Origin of the sequence: Neisseria dumasiana, assembly GCF_022870885.1 — a bacterium.
Lineage (GTDB): Bacteria > Pseudomonadota > Gammaproteobacteria > Burkholderiales > Neisseriaceae > Neisseria > Neisseria dumasiana.
Window position 1 is genome coordinate 2,505,903 of sequence record NZ_CP091509.1, and the last position, 17,581, is coordinate 2,523,483.

17 protein-coding genes are annotated in these 17,581 nt (G+C 51.8%); all 17 read right to left on the reverse strand.

The window, feature by feature from the left end; genetic code table 11:
- Nucleotides 1-16 precede the first annotated feature (16 nt).
- Nucleotides 17-784 carry a cell division protein FtsQ/DivIB gene (locus tag LVJ88_RS11610; protein WP_085418190.1) on the reverse strand — a complete coding sequence of 256 codons (768 nt, stop codon included), beginning with the start codon at nucleotides 782-784 and terminating at the stop codon, nucleotides 17-19.
- Nucleotides 774-1,685 (reverse strand): D-alanine--D-alanine ligase, encoded by a 912-nt coding sequence (locus tag LVJ88_RS11615; protein WP_085355555.1) that lies wholly within the window; start codon nucleotides 1,683-1,685, stop codon nucleotides 774-776. Before LVJ88_RS11615 ends, LVJ88_RS11610 begins: the two co-directional genes overlap by 11 nt.
- 34 nt (nucleotides 1,686-1,719) lie before the next feature.
- Nucleotides 1,720-3,120, reverse strand: coding sequence for a UDP-N-acetylmuramate--L-alanine ligase (gene murC, locus LVJ88_RS11620; protein ID WP_054599834.1), 1,401 nt, complete (start codon nucleotides 3,118-3,120; stop codon nucleotides 1,720-1,722).
- Between the two features lie 237 nt (nucleotides 3,121-3,357).
- Nucleotides 3,358-4,425, reverse strand: a complete 1,068-nt coding sequence (gene murG / locus LVJ88_RS11625; RefSeq protein ID WP_054599833.1) for an undecaprenyldiphospho-muramoylpentapeptide beta-N-acetylglucosaminyltransferase — start codon at nucleotides 4,423-4,425, stop codon at nucleotides 3,358-3,360.
- Between the two features lie 5 nt (nucleotides 4,426-4,430).
- Entirely contained in the window at nucleotides 4,431-5,591 is a 1,161-nt protein-coding gene (gene ftsW, locus LVJ88_RS11630; RefSeq protein ID WP_054599832.1) for a putative lipid II flippase FtsW, read from the reverse strand.
- A gap of 145 nt (nucleotides 5,592-5,736) precedes the next feature.
- Entirely contained in the window at nucleotides 5,737-6,171 is a 435-nt protein-coding gene (locus tag LVJ88_RS11635; RefSeq protein ID WP_085418188.1) for a hypothetical protein, read from the reverse strand.
- A gap of 177 nt (nucleotides 6,172-6,348) precedes the next feature.
- Nucleotides 6,349-7,686, reverse strand: coding sequence for a UDP-N-acetylmuramoyl-L-alanine--D-glutamate ligase (gene murD / locus LVJ88_RS11640; RefSeq protein ID WP_085418187.1), 1,338 nt, complete (start codon nucleotides 7,684-7,686; stop codon nucleotides 6,349-6,351).
- A gap of 149 nt (nucleotides 7,687-7,835) precedes the next feature.
- Complete coding sequence (locus LVJ88_RS11645; RefSeq protein WP_085418186.1) at nucleotides 7,836-8,333, reverse strand: group II truncated hemoglobin; 498 nt, start codon at nucleotides 8,331-8,333, stop codon at nucleotides 7,836-7,838.
- A gap of 45 nt (nucleotides 8,334-8,378) precedes the next feature.
- A complete protein-coding gene (locus LVJ88_RS11650; RefSeq protein ID WP_085418185.1) occupies nucleotides 8,379-9,353 on the reverse strand; it encodes a hypothetical protein in 975 nt (324 codons plus the stop codon).
- 86 nt (nucleotides 9,354-9,439) lie between these two features.
- Nucleotides 9,440-10,522, reverse strand: coding sequence for a phospho-N-acetylmuramoyl-pentapeptide-transferase (mraY, locus tag LVJ88_RS11655; protein ID WP_054599828.1), 1,083 nt, complete (start codon nucleotides 10,520-10,522; stop codon nucleotides 9,440-9,442).
- Nucleotides 10,523-10,667: 145 nt separating this feature from the next.
- Nucleotides 10,668-11,528 (reverse strand): hypothetical protein, encoded by an 861-nt coding sequence (locus LVJ88_RS11660; protein WP_085418184.1) that lies wholly within the window; start codon nucleotides 11,526-11,528, stop codon nucleotides 10,668-10,670.
- Nucleotides 11,529-11,584: 56 nt separating this feature from the next.
- Nucleotides 11,585-11,776, reverse strand: a complete 192-nt coding sequence (locus LVJ88_RS11665) for a hypothetical protein (RefSeq protein ID WP_085363935.1) — start codon at nucleotides 11,774-11,776, stop codon at nucleotides 11,585-11,587.
- Nucleotides 11,777-11,798: 22 nt separating this feature from the next.
- On the reverse strand, nucleotides 11,799-13,160 hold the full coding sequence (locus tag LVJ88_RS11670) for a UDP-N-acetylmuramoyl-tripeptide--D-alanyl-D-alanine ligase (RefSeq protein ID WP_085418183.1): 1,362 nt from the start codon (nucleotides 13,158-13,160) through the stop codon (nucleotides 11,799-11,801).
- 174 nt (nucleotides 13,161-13,334) lie between these two features.
- Nucleotides 13,335-14,276, reverse strand: coding sequence for an Abi family protein (locus LVJ88_RS11675; RefSeq protein ID WP_085418182.1), 942 nt, complete (start codon nucleotides 14,274-14,276; stop codon nucleotides 13,335-13,337).
- 69 nt (nucleotides 14,277-14,345) lie between these two features.
- Nucleotides 14,346-14,864 carry a M23 family metallopeptidase gene (locus LVJ88_RS11680; protein ID WP_198941571.1) on the reverse strand — a complete coding sequence of 173 codons (519 nt, stop codon included), beginning with the start codon at nucleotides 14,862-14,864 and terminating at the stop codon, nucleotides 14,346-14,348.
- An 80-nt stretch (nucleotides 14,865-14,944) separates the two neighbouring features.
- Entirely contained in the window at nucleotides 14,945-15,964 is a 1,020-nt protein-coding gene (locus tag LVJ88_RS11685) for an FmdB family zinc ribbon protein (protein ID WP_085418180.1), read from the reverse strand.
- A gap of 132 nt (nucleotides 15,965-16,096) precedes the next feature.
- Nucleotides 16,097-17,572 carry a UDP-N-acetylmuramoyl-L-alanyl-D-glutamate--2,6-diaminopimelate ligase gene (locus tag LVJ88_RS11690; RefSeq protein ID WP_085418179.1) on the reverse strand — a complete coding sequence of 492 codons (1,476 nt, stop codon included), beginning with the start codon at nucleotides 17,570-17,572 and terminating at the stop codon, nucleotides 16,097-16,099.
- Between the last annotated feature and the right edge of the window lie 9 nt (nucleotides 17,573-17,581).

A 17,581-nucleotide genomic window follows, 5' to 3' on the forward strand; every position in this document is an offset into this window, starting at 1 on the left:
ATTCATTTTATTTATGTTACTGTCTGTTTGCTGTTTCGGCCTCTGGAATCGCGGTTTCAGACGGCCCTGCTGTTTCTTGCTCTTGTGTTTTCTCAAGATAGCGCACGGCAAAACCGTCTTTGTAGCGCATATCCACATAATCTATGTTGCTTTGGCGCACTTGCAGCACTTCCTGCCACATGTCGGCAAAGCGTTGCAGGCGTTTGGTTTCGTTTTCGCGCCCCAATCTGACGGAAATGCCGTTGTTTAATTCTACCGACCACGCCGAACGCGGTGTGTATTCGAGTTTGGCGATACTCAGGTTTTTGGGTTTGAGTATGGCGGTAAATTCGTTGTAATGCTTGACCATGATGGCTCCGGTTCCGGGCTGCCCTTCGAACAGCGGAAAGGTTTCGTCGGTGGCGGCATTAAACAGGTTGCCGTTGCTGTCTATCAAACCGGATTCTTTCCAGCGCCCTACCGGCACACGCTCTTTCAGGTTGATTTCAACCGTGTCGGGCAGGCGGCGGCGCACGGACACTTTATCTATCCACGGCAGTTTGGCAAAGGCTTCTTGGGCACCGTTCAAATCTGCTTTGAAAATATTGCCGCGGATGTATTGCTGCGCCACGCTTTGCAGTTGTTTGTTGCCGGTGCGTTGCACATCGCCTTCGATTTTTACCTGCTTGACCGGAAAATAAGGTGAATTGTAAACCCAAACGACCAATGCTCCCAGCAGTATCAATACTACCAGGATCATCAGCCAGCCGGTTACGCGCTTTAATGCGCCTGCATTATCCCACATGAGCGGTTTTCAGAATTTCAACACATAAATCGGCGAAGCTCAAGCCGGTTTGGGCGGCCGATTTCGGCACTAAGCTGTGGTCGGTCATTCCGGGCAAGGTGTTGATTTCCAGAAGATACAGTTTGCCGTCGGTATCTTTCAGAAAATCTACTCTCGATACGCCCTGCGCACCTATGGCTGCCGCGCCCCGTGCCGCTAAAACGCGCATCTGTGCTTCGTCTTCCTGATTTAAATCGGACGGGCATTGATACACGGTATCGTTACGGTTGTATTTGGCTTCGTAGTCGTAAAACTCGGTGGCGGGAATAATGCGGATGCTGGGGTAGCCTTCGCCGTTAATCACGGGGCAGGAATATTCTCCGCCGCCGATAAAGCGTTCGGCAATAATCTCGCCGTGAAAATGCTTGAGTTCTTCATACACTTCTTTCAGACGGCCTGCTTCTTTCACTTTTACTACGCCTACGCTGCTGCCTTCTGCGGCGGGCTTCACAAACATAGGCAGGCCGAGCTGCCGCTCGACTTCGTCAAAATCGCTGTTTTCGTGAAGCACGGCAAATTCGGGAACGGGCAAACCCAAAGCCTGCCAAATCAGTTTGCAGCGGTATTTATCCATGCCGACGGCGGAAGCCATCACCCCGCTTCCCGTGTAGGGAATGCCCAATAATTCGAGCGCACCCTGCACGCTGCCGTCTTCACCGTAAGTGCCGTGCAGGATATTGAAGGCCGTCTGAAACCCTTGTGTTTTCAGCTCTGAAAGCGGGGTTTCTTTCGGGTCGAACGCATGGGCGTCTATCCCTTTGCTTTTTAGGGCTTCGAGAATGGCGGCTCCGCTTTTTAAGGATATCTCCCGTTCGCTTGAAAAACCGCCCATCAGTACGGCAACTTTGCCAAATGCTTGCATGTTGGTGACTCTTTCTTTGTTCAGACGGCCTGTTTTATGCCCGGGCACTTGCTTCGATAAACGCTGCCGGCACTTTATTGATGCTGCCCGCTCCCATGGTCAGCACCACGTCTCCGTCTTGCAGAAGGTTGATCAGGGTTTCGGGCAACGCATTCACATCTTCGCAGTAGATCGGTTCGAGCCTGCCCAATACACGCACGGCACGCGCCAAGGCGCGGCTGTCGGCGGCCACAATCGGCTCTTCTCCGGCGGCATACACTTCGGTGAGCACCAGAGTGTCGACGGTATTCAACACGCTTACGAAGTCTTCAAATAAATCGCGGGTGCGGGTATAGCGGTGCGGCTGAAACGCCAACACCAAACGGTTGTTCGGATACGCACCGCGGGCTGCGGCCAATGTTGCGGCCATTTCTACGGGGTGATGGCCGTAATCGTCGATCAAGGTCACTTTTCCGCCCGAAGGCAAGGCAACTTCGCCGTATTTTTGGAAACGGCGGCCTACGCCTTCAAAGCCCAACAAACCTTTTTGAATGGCCTCTACCGACGCGCCGACCTCTAAAGCCACGCCGATGGCGGCAAGTGCGTTCAATACGTTATGGCGACCCGGCATGTTCAGCACCACTTCAAACGGTTCGGTGCCGTTGTGTTTCGCATGCACGGTAAAGCGCATTTGCGTGCCTTCGGTGCGCACGTCGGTGGCGTAAATATCGGCGGATTCGTCCAGCCCGTAAGTGGCAAAAGGTTTGCTGATGCGCGGCACAATCGCCCGCACATGCTCGCTGTCGATGCACAAAAAGGCTTTGCCGTAAAAAGGCATGCGGTGGATAAAGGTGACAAACGCCTGATGCAGCTTTTCGACGCTGTGATCGTAGGTATCCATGTGGTCGGTGTCGATATTGGTCACAACCGACATAACGGGGGTGAGATGCAGAAAAGAGGCGTCCGATTCGTCTGCTTCGGCAACGATGTATTGGCCGCTGCCCAAACGGGCGTTTGTACCGGCGGCGGTGAGTTTGCCGCCGATAACAAAGGTCGGGTCCATGCCTGCTGCCGCCAAAATAGATGCGGTCAGGCTGGTGGTGGTGGTTTTGCCGTGCGTGCCGGCAATGGCGATGCCGTCGCGAAAGCGCATCAGCTCGGCCAACATCAAGGCGCGGGGAATCACGGGGATTTTGCGCTCGTGCGCGGCCACCACTTCGGGATTGTCGGCCTTCACGGCGGTTGAAATCACAACAACGTCGGCATCGGTAACGTGGGCGGCGGTATGGCCGGGATACACCTGAATCCCCAAGCCGCTCAGGTGGCGCGTTACCGCACTTTGCGCCTGATCGGAACCGGATACGTTAAAACCCAGATTGTGCAGCACTTCGGCAATCCCGCTCATACCCGAACCGCCGATGCCCACAAAATGAATATTGTTAACTCTGTTTTTCATGTTGTTGTTATTCCTGAATTTTACATACCGTTTCAGACGGCCTTGCTATTTTATCCCCCTGCTTTTCGGCGATGCGGATGCAAGTGTCGTTTTACACGGGAATAAAAAGTTATCATTTTAATGGCCTGCGGCCCGAGAAGCTATGGGTTTAATGTAAAAGGCTGTTCAGGTTGTTTGAAAATATGCAGAAATTTTTTTCAGACGGCCTCAAGAGCAACCACAGGCCGTCTGAAATGATTACATGGTGGTGGCGATGGCGGTAACGGCAACATCGTCGGCACTGTGCGGCATGGCCAAAGTGCGCGCGTTTTTCGCCCACTCGAGGCAGCGGTCTCTATCCAGCGCCCACAATACTTCGGCCAGCTTTTCGGCAGTCAGTTGCGACTGCGGCAGCAGCAAACCGGCATCGGCTTTTACCATAAAGCGGGCGTTGGCGGTTTGGTGGTCGTCAACGGCATGTGGATACGGCACCAGCAGCGCGCCCACGCCTGCTGCGGTCAGCTCGGCAATCGTCAGCGCACCGGCACGGCAAATCACCACATCGGCATGTTGGTAAGCGGCAACCATATCGTCGATAAATTCCACGCATTTGGCTTTTACGTTCAGCAAATCGTAATCGCTTTGCAGGCTGCCGAGTTTGCCGCGCCCGGCTTGATGATAAATCTGCGGGCGTTCGTTTTCGGTAAGCAGAGCCAAAGCGCGCGGCACGGTTTGGTTCAATACGTCTGCGCCCAAGCTGCCACCCATTACCAATACTTTCAGACGGCCTTCCCTGCCGGCAAAGCGTTGGGCGGGTTCGGGCAGATTGGCGATGTCTGCACGCACGGGATTGCCGACCAAACCGTCGGGATTGTCAAATGCTTTGGGAAAAGCATACAGCACGCGGCGCGCCCAACGGGAAAGCTGTTTGTTGGCCAAACCGGCCACGGCGTTTTGCTCGTGAATCACTACGGGAATGCCCGCCAATTTGGCCGCCACCCCGCCCGGAAAGGTCACAAATCCGCCGAAGCCGATCACACAATCCACGCGGTGCCTTCTAATGATATGCAGCGCAGCCTGCACGGTTTTAAACAAAGTGAACGGCAGCATGATTTTGCGCTTGAGTCCGTTGCCGCGCACGCCTTTGATGGCCAGCGTTTCCAAACGGATATTGTGCTTGGGCACGATGCGCTCTTCCATCGAGCCTGCGCTGCCCAGCCAAATCACATGGTGCCCGCGCGAGCGCAGCGATTCCGCCACCGCCAGCGCGGGGAAAATGTGGCCTCCCGTGCCACCTGCCATCAACATAAAGGTTTTTGTTTTCATCGTTTTTACCCCTCGACTTTATAACCGCGCATTTTCAGGCGGTTTTCATAATCCACTCTCAGCAACAGTGCCATACAGGCCAGCATAATGATAACGGCCGAACCGCCGTAAGACATCAGCGGCAAGGTCAGGCCTTTGGTCGGCAGCAGGCCGATGTTCACGCCGATATTGAAAAAGCTTTGAATGCCCAACCAGATACCGATGCCTTTGGCAACGTAAGCACCGAAAAACAATTCCAAATCGCGCGCCTGCTTGCCGATGGAAAACGCCCGCCACACCAGCCACGCATAGCAGAAAATCAGCACGAAAATACCGACAAAACCGAATTCTTCGCCAATCACGGCCAAAATAAAGTCGGTATGCGCTTCGGGCAGATAAAAGCGTTTTTCCAAACTCGCACCCAAGCCGACGCCGAACCACTCGCCGCGGGCAATCGCCATCAGCGAATGGGTAAGCTGGTAGCCCTTGCCGAGCGGGTCTTCCCACGGATTCAAAAACGCCGCCACACGCGCCATACGATACGGCGCAACGGCAATCAAAGCAGCCATACTGGCCAAACCGATGCCCACCATCATCATGAACCACCGCCACGGCAAGCCGGCTAGAAACAACAGCCCCATCGCTACGGCAGTCACCACCACAAACGAACCGAAGTCCGGCTCCAGCATAATCAGCCCCAAGCCGATACCTACCGGCACGGCGGAAAAACCCACTTTTTTAAACTGCTTGAGAATTTCGGCACGACGGGTAAAGAAGCTCGACAGATACAGAATCACCGCCATTTTGAAAATCTCAGTCGGCTGCAGGTTGAACGGCCCCAAATGAATCCAGCGTTTCGCGCCGTTGATTTCGCGCCCCACCACCAGCACGGCCACCAGCAAAACCAAGCTGCCGAGCAGGATAAACGGCGTTGCCTTTTTCCAAGTTTTCAGCGGGATTTTCGCCACGGCCAACGCCACGCCTGCGCCTATGCCTAAAAATATGGCTTGGCGGCCGAGATAAAACCATTTGTCGCCGCCGTCGTGCGCGGCATAGGCAATCGAGGCGGAGTAAATCATCATCAGGCTGAACGCCGTCATCAATACCACCATCCACAGCAGCGAATGGTCGAATTTCTGCCCGCTGCGCAGAATTTTACGGTCGAGAATTTTGGATTCGGTAATCATATTGCTTGAATCGTTTCTGTTCTGGATTTAAATATTTCAGACGGCCTCAAACACATCAGGCCGTCTGAACAGATGGTGCGCCGCCTTTATAGCAAATAAACTTTATTTCTGACTACGCCTTTGCTGCCCTTTGCCGCAGTAATATTCAAGTCGGCCGGCTATGGGTGTTTTTAGGTAGGAATATTGAAAATATCGCGGCAGACAACAAACCCGCCAAGGCAAAAACAACAGACATGCGGATGCCGTAAAAAAACCAACCGAACACCAGCGACACCAAACCGCCCGCCGCCGCCATAATCAAACTGCCTGTCAAACCCCGTTTCGGCTCGAGCGCATAAACCGCAATCCAAGTCGATAACGCAGGAATCAAGCCGATAAACCATCCTGTTGTCAGAAAATAAAGCGAATGGGGAAAACCAAGCCATTCGCGCCATACGCTCAACGGAACCCACCCGAACAAGGCCAATATCAGCACGGCAAATATCGTTCCTACCGGCGCGCCCAATACCAGCAATCCCCACAACAAAGGAACATAATTCGGTTTCGCCGGCACATTATCTAAGCTGTTCAGCTGATCCAATCGGTTTTCCTTTCTGCTTCAGCAGCCCGAAGGCGAGCCGTCATATTGATTATGGGCAAACCGCCCCATATCATCATCTGCATTCAGACAAGCGGTGCGATTTCGGCGCAGGCAAGCACTTTTCCGTACTGCACGTTTTTTCAGACGGCCTCAAACCATCAGGCCGTCTGAAAAACCTTATAAAGCCTCAAATGCCTCAACAAACACCTGCGCCCGATGCGCATAGCCTTTGAACATATCGAAGCTCGCGCAAGCCGGGCTGAGTAAAACAATATCGCCGCTTTGCGCCAGCTTATAGGCCGTCTGAACGGCTTCTTCCAGCGTTGCGCAGTCAATCACATCCACACCGCAGCCGGTTAAATCGCGGCGGATAAGCGGCGCATCCACACCGATCAGCAGCACGGCGCGGGCTTTATTGTGCAACGCGGCGCGCAGGGGCGTGAAGTCCTGCCCTTTACCCTGCCCGCCCGCAATCAACACCAGCGGGCTTTGCAAACCGGCAATGGCGGCGGCGGTGGCACCGACATTGGTGCCTTTGCTGTCGTCGATAAACGTGATGCCGTTTTTCTCGCCGACTTTTTCCACGCGGTGCGGCAAGCCTTTAAAGGTTTGAATATGTTGCAGCAATTCGGTTCGCGGAAGGCCGACGGCTTCGCACAAAGCCAAAGCCGCCAACACGTTCGCCGCGTTGTGCAAGCCTTGCAGGGGAATGGCGGCGGTGCAGAGCAAATCGTTTGCACCGGCTTTCAGACGGCCTGCCTGAACGTCCGCCCAATAATCGGCCTGCCCTTCCAACGAAAACCATTTGATGTCGCGGTTCGGGCGTTTCATGGCACGGCACATCGCGTCGTCGGCATTGAGCACCTGCACGCCGCTGCCGCGGAAAATTTTGTCTTTGGCGTGGGCGTAGTCGAGCAAGTCGTCGTAGCGGTCGAGATGGTCTTCGGAAATATTCAGCACCACCGCGGCATCGGCGGCAAGATGGTCGGTGTTTTCAAGCTGGAAACTGGATAACTCGAGCACCCACACGTCCGCCGCTTTGCCGCCGCGCTGCATATATGCTTCCAACACGGGCGTGCCGATATTGCCCGCCACCACGGTGTCCAGCCCGCATTTTTCGCACAGATAACCGACCAAACTGGTAACGGTGGTTTTGCCGTTGCTGCCGGTAATGGCGATGATTTTGTCGCTTTTGCCTTTCAACTCGTGCGCCAGAATTTCCACGTCGCCCAACACCACGCCGCCGCTTTGCTTGAACACCTCGATTTCGGGTGTGCGCTCGCTGATGCCGGGGCTGAGGGCGAGAATATCGAAACCGTGCGCCAAAGCGTCTTTCAGACGGCCTGTATAACAACTTAAGCCGTTAAACCGCTGCTTCAATTCCGCCTCGCGTTCGGGTTTCAAATCAGCATCATAAGCCGCCACCTGCGCGCCCTGCCGCTGCAAAAACGCAATCATCGAAACACCCGTGCCGCCCAAGCCGGCGACTAGGATTTTTTTGTTTTGCCAGTTCATTTTGTTACTCTGAATATGTCCGTCATACTCGGGCTTGACCCGAATATCTTGTTATCTGCAAGGCCGTCTGAAATACCTCTCCCTGATATTTGGGAGATACTCGGGTCAAGCCCGAGTATGACGTGCTATTTTTATATCGATCAATTTTTTCAGACGGCCCCAAAAAACCCTGCTACCCCAAATACCTTCAACACCGCCACCAACTCCGCCAGCCTATCTTCAGGATTCCCCGCCATCGGCGGCATGGGCGGGGCGTATTCCGGTTCGTTTTGATTGCGCATCCAGTCGGCCAACACAAACAGGCGCAGCAGCAGCGGTTTTGCCCATTCGGGTTTGACCGACAATTCCTGCAAGGCTTGGGCGAAACAGGCGATCCATTGGTTGCGCGTGTTCATGCTTACGGCAAAAGGAAAATGCCGCTGGCGCAAGCGCGGATGGCCGTGCGCCTGTTCGTACAGCGGCGGGCCGCCGAGCCAGCCGCTTAAAAATTGAAAAAGACGTTCGCGGGCATAATCCAGCGTTTCGCCGTGCTGTTCACGCAGTTCGGTGTATTGCGGCTCTAAGTCCATCAAATCATAGAAGCGGTCGGTCAATTCCTGCACGCCCGCTTCGCCGCCCAATAAGTTGTAGAGGGTTTGTTGTATCATGTTTATTTTGTGCTTTTCATCTGCGGGTACACATTCCAAACATCATTACTTGCATTTCATCAGCAGTAACGGCTTTTTCAAAACTTGGTAAGGCGGTATGTCGTTTGCTTCCAATGAAAGTTTTTCATAGCGGTAAATGATATTGCTATTCTCATAATCTTCGGGCTTTTGCTCCGCATCGGGCGTTTTACGCAGATAAGCATTGCCCTTTGGGTCAAAACGGTAATCTTCCAATGAAATGACGCTTTGGTCTTCATACTCGATTTCAGAAGCAGATTCCTCCGCAATATGGAATTTATATTGAGGGTTTACCCATAACGCTTCATGAACCTTTACGGTTGCATTTAAGACATAAGATTCAATCTGTTTCAGATCTTCTTCTTTATACTTGTCGATTTCATCACTTGACTTAACGATTTCTACGTACGGCCTATTATTGTCAACCAGCCCCCGATCCGTAATCGTGTAACGTTGATCCTGATAAGTTAAACGGTAGTGGGTCACAATAAAATCGTTGTAGCGACCTGTATCGGATTGATAATACTTGGCGACCGCATAAAAGCCTTTGTTTCCTTTGCCTGCCAATTTCAAAAACGATAATTTTTGCGGCTTTTCAGCGGCAGCATAAACAAGCGGGCTTTTCAAACACCCGGCATCATCGTTCAGTACAGAGCGCATCTTCCCGGCTTTTTCTCCAACAAGTACGTTTCCCCATTCGTATCCGCGAAACATCAGGCGCATACCCTTGTTCAGATTAGGGTTATAACGCCCGTGTACTGAAAAAGGCGCAGCAGGATTGAACGGCTTCAAAACCAATTCGCTTCCCTGCTGCCGCCATTCTCCCACGATGGCGCCGCCGAAAAATACAATCGCAAAATGACCGTTCTCTCTCACAAATAAATTAGTCCCGCCCGCGGGGTCACTCCGACCCATTTTGTATTGGCCAACAGGATTGGGTAAGCCGGCAAATGCGCTTGCACCAAATATCAAAAGCAATAACACCCAAAAACGGTTTTTCATTTTGCAAATTTTCGAGAAAGATTAACGTGCATTCAGGGCATCACATCGTGTGTTTTATTGATGCGGCCATATCTTTTCAGACGGCCTCAACGCACCTTCAGCGTGCTCAAACCGATCAGCACCAACACGATGGTAATGATCCAAAAGCGCACCACCACCTGCGTTTCTTTCCAGCCTTTTTGCTCGTAATGGTGGTGAATCGGCGCCATCAGGAAAATGCGTTTTTTCGTGCGTTTGTACCAGCTCACTTGCAGCATCACCGAAATGGCTTCCACCACAAACAAGCCGCCCATAATCACCAGCACGAACTCTTGGCGGATAATCACCGCCACGGTGCCGAGTGCCGCGCCCAAAGCCAGCGCGCCCACGTCGCCCATAAACACTTGCGCGGGGTAGGCGTTGAACCACAAAAAGCCCAAACATGCGCCGCACATGGCCGCGCAGAAAATCACCACTTCGTTCGCGCCCGCCACATACGGCTGCTGCAAATAGGCGGCAAATTCGGAGTGGCCGCTGGCGTAGGCAAAAACCGCCAAACCGCCCGCCACCAAAACCACGGGGAAAGCGGCCAAGCCGTCCAAACCGTCGGTAAGGTTCACGGCGTTGGACGTGCCGACGATGGTGAGATAAGCCAACACCACAAAGCCGATCACGCCCAGCGGTAAGGCGACTTGTTTGAAGAAGGGCACAATCAGAATATTGTTGGCCGAGTTCTGCGCCACATAAAACAGCAGCAAACCTGCGGCCAATGCCACGCCCGACTGCCACACCATTTTGAACCGCGCCGACACGCCGTTCGGGTCTTTATAAACCACCTTACGCCAGTCGTCGTAAAAACCCAGCGCGCCGGTGGCCAGCAGCACCAGCAGCAGAATCCAGATGTAGATGTTGCCGAGATTGCCCCACAGCAGTGTGGACACGGTAATCGCGGTAAGAATCAACGAGCCGCCCATCGTAGGCGTACCGGTTTTAATCAGGTGGGTTTGCGGCCCGTCGTGGCGCACGGCTTGGCCGACTTTCAACTCGGTGAGCTTGCGGATGGTCCACGGGCCGAGCAATAGCGAGAATGCCAATGCGGTTAATGCCGCCATCACGGCGCGGAATGTGGTGTATTGAAAAACGTTCAGCGCGGAAATCCAGTCGCTGAAATGGGCTAACCATAGAAACATGGGGTTTACTTCCTTTTTGTTGTCGTATTTTTATTGATCTTGCTTAGGCCGTCTGAAAATGAATTGCCGGAACATTTCCAATGTGTGTGTATTTCGCGTTAGAAATCATCCGCAACGTCAAATCTATATCACGATCATTTTCTAGCTAAAAAGATACCTGTTGCCAGCAATTACTTTTTACCGTTTCGGTTATACCTTGCTTTTTGTGCTGCTTCTCAAGAATATCATGTGCCCTTTTATTGTAAGGAGGAGCTTTCTGTATTTGGGCAATCAGTGCCGTAGTAGCGCTTTTGGGGTAAGCCCGGCTAAATTGCCGCCAAGCATTTTTGACCTCTTTCGTCAGTTTTTGCCCCGCATCATCGTGGGTGATGCCGGTGTTATCCGCTCCCACTAAAAATGCTTCCTGATAAATCAGATGGGCACAACGGGCTGACCGTTTTTCAGGGCCGGTAGGGTATTTAGTTAAATAATTTTCCCAATCAGCCGTTCGTTTGCCAAGTTGCGACCACGGAATAGCAATTGCGGCATCATTAAACACCAGCTCTTTATCATGCTCGGCAAGCAATTCAATGTAATCGCGGTAAACAGGGCTGACTTTTTTGCTAAAACGCTCTTTGTAATATTTCGGAATCGTGCGGATGTCTGCCAAGCCTTCACCCACATCCCAATATTCCAAATCATACTTCGCTAAACGTTTTTGACGGGCAACGATGGCGGCAGTAGGTTTATATTCATGTATTTTTTCATTATAAATAAAATACTTATCAAGATAGTTCATCAATACATCATGTTCCGATTCCGATAACCTGCCGATAAAGTTCTCCATATTTTGCCGATGGCTGACATACAGCTTGTCTGCCTGCCCGGTTGAAGCATGCTTTATGGCAGCAGCAACACGTTGCTGTTCCGCGCCGATCTGTTGTAATAATTTTTCGGGCAATGGCGCGGAGGCTGCAAAAGCATTCAGCGCCAACAGCAAGCTGCCCAAAAACCATAAACGCATCATTTTATAATCCTTAAAAATAAATAGTGACAAACACTTATTTCAGACGGCATGTACATTTACCTATCGCCATACCTTTCTTTATAGGTATCGCTGTCAATCACACAAATCGGCGCATTGCCCGGATTTCTGCCGCCGCCCATATCCAAACACAGATCTTCATAGAGATAGGCCTGAAAATGCATACCGGCAACAAACGCAACAATCAGCGCCACCGATAATAAAGCAATTTTCACATAACGGTTCATCATAAAATCCCTTTCAGACAGGCATTCATTCTGTTGCCAACAACGCCTCAACCACTTCTTCCATCTTCATAAAGCGCGAGCCTTTTACCAGCACATTCGCCTCTTGCGGCAAATCGTGTGCCAGCACTTGAATCAGCGGGTCTTTGTCGGCGAACCACAGGCCGTTGCCGCCGAAGGTTTCCGCCGCGTACGCGCTGTCGTTGCCGACAAAATAGGCCGCTTCGATACCTTTACTGCGTGCGTATGCGCCCACTTCGGCGTGCATGGCGGCGGCTTCGTCTTCACCGAGTTCGCCCATATCGCCCATCACGAACACGCGCGGGGCGGAGAGTTGGGCGAGCACGTCGATGGCGGCTTTCATGCTGTCGGGGTTGGCGTTGTAGGTGTCGTCGAGCACGGTTGCGCCTTTGATGCCTTTTTTGATATTCAGACGGCCTTTGATGTTGGCAAAACCGGCGAGGCCGTCTGAAATTTCTTGCAGGCTCAATCCCGCTGCTTGGGCGAGCGCGGCGGCGGCCACGGCGTTGTGGACGTTGTGTTTGCCGGGCACGGGCAGTTTGACGGCGGCGCGCTGGTTGCCGCACACCAAATCAAATTCGCAGGAAAGCGGGTTCAACACGATATTTTCCGCGTGGATACCGCCCTCTTCCGCACCGAAAGTTTGGCATTTCAAGCCTTGTGTTGCGGCTTGGAAAACAGCGGCATTCGGGTCTTGGCAGGGAATCAGGGCGAGGCCGTCTGAATCCAACCCTTGATAAATCTCGCTTTTGGCTTTGGCAATATCGCCCACGCCGTCGAAACCGCAGCCGACATGGGCGCGCAGGGCGTTGTTAACGAGCGCGACATCGGGCTTGGCAATGCGGGTCAGCTCGGCCAATTCGCCGAAGTGGTTCATGCCCATTTCAATCACGGCATAGCGGTGCGCGGGCGTGAGCTTGAGCAGGGTGAGCGGCAGGCCGATATGGTTGTTGAAATTGCCCGCCGTCGCCAGCACGGCCTCCGCGCCGAAACGGTGGCGCAACACGGCGGCCAGCATTTCTTTAACGGTGGTTTTGCCGGACGAGCCGGTGATGCCGAATACAAACGGGTTGATATTTTCCCGCCACGCGCGCGCCAAATCTTGCAGGACTTTGAGCGTATCGGCCACTTTCAACGCACCCGGCTGCGCGGCGCAATCTTCGCGCGACACCACGGCGGCAAGCGCGCCTTTTGCCAATACGTCTGCCACAAAATCATGCGCGTCGAAGCGTTCGCCCGCCAAGGCAAAAAAGACATCGCCGCTTTGAATATCGCGGCTGTCGGTAACGATGCGTTTGACGGTTTGGTTGTCAGACGGCATCGGTAGGTTTAGGGTTTGGCAGATGAAGTTTAGGTCTAAGGGTTTCATGTTGGTTTTAAAGTTATCTTTTCGGTAAAGAATTGCATCTTGAGTCATGTTTTATTTTTCAAACAAACTTATTTTTAAACTTCGCTTTAAACTATTTCGGTTGATTTCACCGTTATTTCAGCGTAAGATTCACTGCGAAATGGCTGCTACCTCTGCTTCTGCATGTAGTGGCCTTTATTTTTTCCACAAATCCCATTCCCGATAATTTTCCGGCAATCCGAATGCAGTCAAGCTGATATTTGCCGCCCCTTCGGGAAATTCACACAGCACCTCATCAAACCTATCTGCCCATTTGGAGTTCGGACACAATATTTTCATCATCTGCTGCATGATGCAGAAATAGAAAAACGGACGGTAATTGTCGAGTTTTTTCCAATATTCATCTGCAGAAATCGGAGCCGCCTGTTGAACAATACGGATATTCCACAAGCGGTCATGATGAGCGGCGATATTGCGTATTTCATTCAAACTGCGCAACCACTTCGCAAATAAGCCGCCATGTAGTGCACCGTATTTATGAGCAATGATATTTTGCTCTTGTTGTTTCATACCTTCGTATAAACGAGACATTGCACCAAAGTCCCACAACCCACACACTGCACAAATTGGCAAACGCCCGTATTTATGCAAATTATGAACGACACAAGATGTTTTTCTTTGTCGGGCTTTTCTAACCAGCTCTTCCAACCGCTCATACCATTTCTGATACTTGGTCTTACCATTATTAGCCTGAATTGTTTTAGCAAATTTACCGTCGAAACACTCCGGTTTTTCATGAGCCAGCGGGTCTTTTTTACCCAAGATATGCACAATATCCACCCGCACAGCCATTTCGATCCGTTCCAAAGCATCCAATGCCAATAAACGCAGTTTTTTATCAAACAGGTATAGCGATAAAACATCCTCAAAATGACTATCGGGCTGAAAAGTATCCAACAAAATTTGCTCTTGACTATCCCATTGACGGAAAACATGAAAATAGCCGCTCAACCGGTAATACCCGATGAGGCGTAAATATCTTTCCGCCCGCTCTTCATCATCAATAACCAGTCCTCTTGTTTTTAATAATTCGACCTGCTCAGAAAAATCCAACCACGGTTTTATCGGTTCGTACATATTTTCAGACGGCCTTCCGTTATATTATTCTAATATTTATTTCAAATACTTAAATTTATCCAGTTCAGATTATCTACTCTGATCAATCAACGGATAAGGATTCACCGCACCGCTTGGCAAATAAACGCCGTAGTGCAGATGCGGGCGGGTGTTTTTGGCATTACCGGTTTTACCGACATAACCGATCACTTCGCCCGCTTTCACGCGGCGGTAGAGTTTGCGGCCGGCGAATTTGTCCAAATGGGCGTAGTAATGCCATGCTCCCGGGCCTTGTATGCCGATCACTTTGCCGCCCAAGCGGTTTTTGCCGAGTTTGGTCACGATGCCTGCGGTGGTGCTGCGTACCGGTGTACCTGTTTTGGCGAAAATATCCACGCCTTCGTGTTTGCGGCCACCGCTGCGGGCTGCACCCCAAGTGTCGTCGAAAGAGTGGCCTTTCACGGGGTTGATCAGGCTTTGTTCGGTGGGTGCTGGCATGGCTCTTAGTGCGGCTAATTCTTGGGTTGGCCGCGGGGCGTGTTTGGTTTGACAACCCCATAGGAAGATTAAGCCGATAACGCACAATATCCGGCTGGTGTACTTCAACATCACTTGGTTAACATCCTTTCTTTTTATTCAGACGGCCTTTCAATTAGGAAGAGGCCGTCTGAAAAAGTTGCCTGTCTTAGCTACATGGTTTCCCGTATATGTTTCATTAACGTTTTCGGCGTAGCAAACGTTAATTCATACATACTGCTTAAGGCAGCAGCTTGGGTAGCTTCCAAATCCGTTGCCAATACGATAAACCGTTCAGTAGGGAGGTTCAGCCGTTTTTTCAAACGGACATATTTTTCAATGTCTTTGCGGAATTCGCCCGACTTGCATTCAATAATCAACGGCGGCTGCCCAAGCGGCATAAAAACCACATCCAACTCATAAATATCTTCATTACCAAACTTGATTTTTACATTGCGAGCACAAGAAAAAGCATAGGTTTTGCCCCGCTGCTTGGCCTCAGTCAGCATTTTTCCCAAAACGTACCACTCCAGCCAACCACCACTAAAGAAATGTTTGATGGCCGCGGCTTTTTGTAAATTCAACCGGATAACTTTTTCCTGTTTTTGATAAAAATATTTCGCAAACAATGTATGGCTGTAAAACTGACGGCACAGATTATTGATTAATTGCGCATCTTTTTGCGCCATTTTGCCGACATCAATGTTGATGCCGGTATGGCTGTTACGGTATGCCCATCCAATACGCCCTAAAATGTCTTTAGTAATGTGGTATTTATCGCCGATTTCTGCTGCAGCCTCATCGAAATAACCGCTCATATCCACTGCGGAATAATCAAATGTAGGCTCAATATTTTGCTTGATAAACCATTTTTTCAACGGCTCATGCTGTTCTGCCGTAGCCAATACGTCGGTGGCAGCCAAATTAACACCCACCAATAAATTGTTGTGCTCATGTTCCGCTTGCTGTGCTTGTTGCTGAGTATGCTCTTCTGTGGATTCCTGCTCTTGGATTTTTAAAGCCTGCAACTCCCGATTTACCGCAAAATAACGCTCTAAAAGTTTTTGAACAAAAAACAAAGTGCCGTAAACCTTATTGGGTGCATGACATTTAGGACAACCTACTTCAGCCATATTCGGCTGCCAAGCATGTTCTGCCAAATGTCCACATTTGTTGCAACGATAAATGCCCATACGTTTTCCTTTCCGTTTTGTTTAGTGAGTTTTAAATATTTTTAAATTGTTCAGGCGGCCTTTTCAGACAGGCATTTGAAATACACCTACACTAAGGCCGTCTGAGAGCAAACTTAACGAGTTTCACCAAAACTACCTTCCCGCCAAAGCCTTTTGCGCTTCGTCGAAATCGGAAAAATAGTGCTTCTGACCCTGCACGTCTTGATAGGTTTCGTGGCCTTTGCCGGCAATCAGGATGATGTCGTTGGCGGCGGCGTGTTTAACCGCGTATTCGATGGCCGAGCGGCGGTCTGTTTCTACGTGTTCGGGTTGGGGCACGGCGGGGAGGATGTCGTTGATGATATCGGCCGGTTCTTCCATGCGCGGGTTGTCGCTGGTTACGACGACTTTATCTGCGCCGGCCACGGCTGCCGCGCCCATCAGCGGGCGTTTGCCTTTGTCGCGGTTGCCGCCGCAGCCGAACACGCACCACAGGTTTGCGCCTTGCGGTTTGATTTCCTGCAAGGTGGCAAGCGCTTTTTCGAGGGCATCGGGGGTGTGGGCGTAATCGACGACAACCAACGGCTTGCCGGGGTTCATGATGCAGTCCATACGGCCGGTGGCGGGGCGGATTTGGGCAAGCACGCGCAATACTTCGGCCAACGGGTAGCCTGTCGAACACAATACGCCGACGCATGAGGCGAGGTTTTGGGCGTTGAAGCGGCCGAGCAGGCGGGTTTTGACTTCGCCGCTGCCCCACGGGGTGTCGAGCTGCACGGTCATGCCGTCTGAAGAGGCTTCAAAATGGGTGATGCGGATGTCGGCCTGTTCTGCAAAGCCGTAGCCGTACACGTTTAATTCGGGGCGTTCTGTTTTCAGACGGCCTGCCAGTGTTGTGCCGAACGGGTCGTCCACATTAATCACGGCGTGTTGCAAACCTTGCCAGTAAAACAGGCGGGATTTGATTTCGCCGTAGGATTCCATGCTGCCGTGGTAGTCGAGATGGTCGCGGGTGAGGTTGGTGAACACGGCCGTCTGAAAAGGCACGCCGTTAACGCGGAATTGGTCGAGGCCGTGGCTGGACACTTCCATCGCTACGGCGTTTGCGCCTTGTTGTTTAAACCGGTGCAGCAGGGTTTGCACGGAAACGGGATCGGGCGTGGTGTGGGTAGCTTCCTGCAATTCGCTCCAAAAACCGTTGCCGACGGTGCCGATAATGGCGCATTTTTCATCCAATAAATCCGCTGCCTGCGCCAGCCATTGGGTAACGGAGGTTTTGCCGTTGGTGCCGGTTACGCCCCAAACTTTGAGGCCGTCTGAAAGATTGCCGTACACTTGGCCGGCCACGATTCCGGCGCGGGTTTTCAGGTTTTTAATGCCTTGATTGGGCACGTTCCATTCGGGATTCCACGCGAATTTGCCGTCGTCGTCCCAAAAAACAAAAGCCGCTCCGTTGGCAACGGCGGCGGGGATATACTCGCGCCCGTCGGTGTATTCGCCCTGACAGGCAATGAAAATGTCGCCTTGTTTGATTTTACGGCTGTCTGAATGCAACAAACGCCCTGCTGCGTTTTCACACAGCAAGGGCGGTAAGTCGGTTTCAGCTAAAGGAACTAAGTCGCTGAACATATTGTTTAC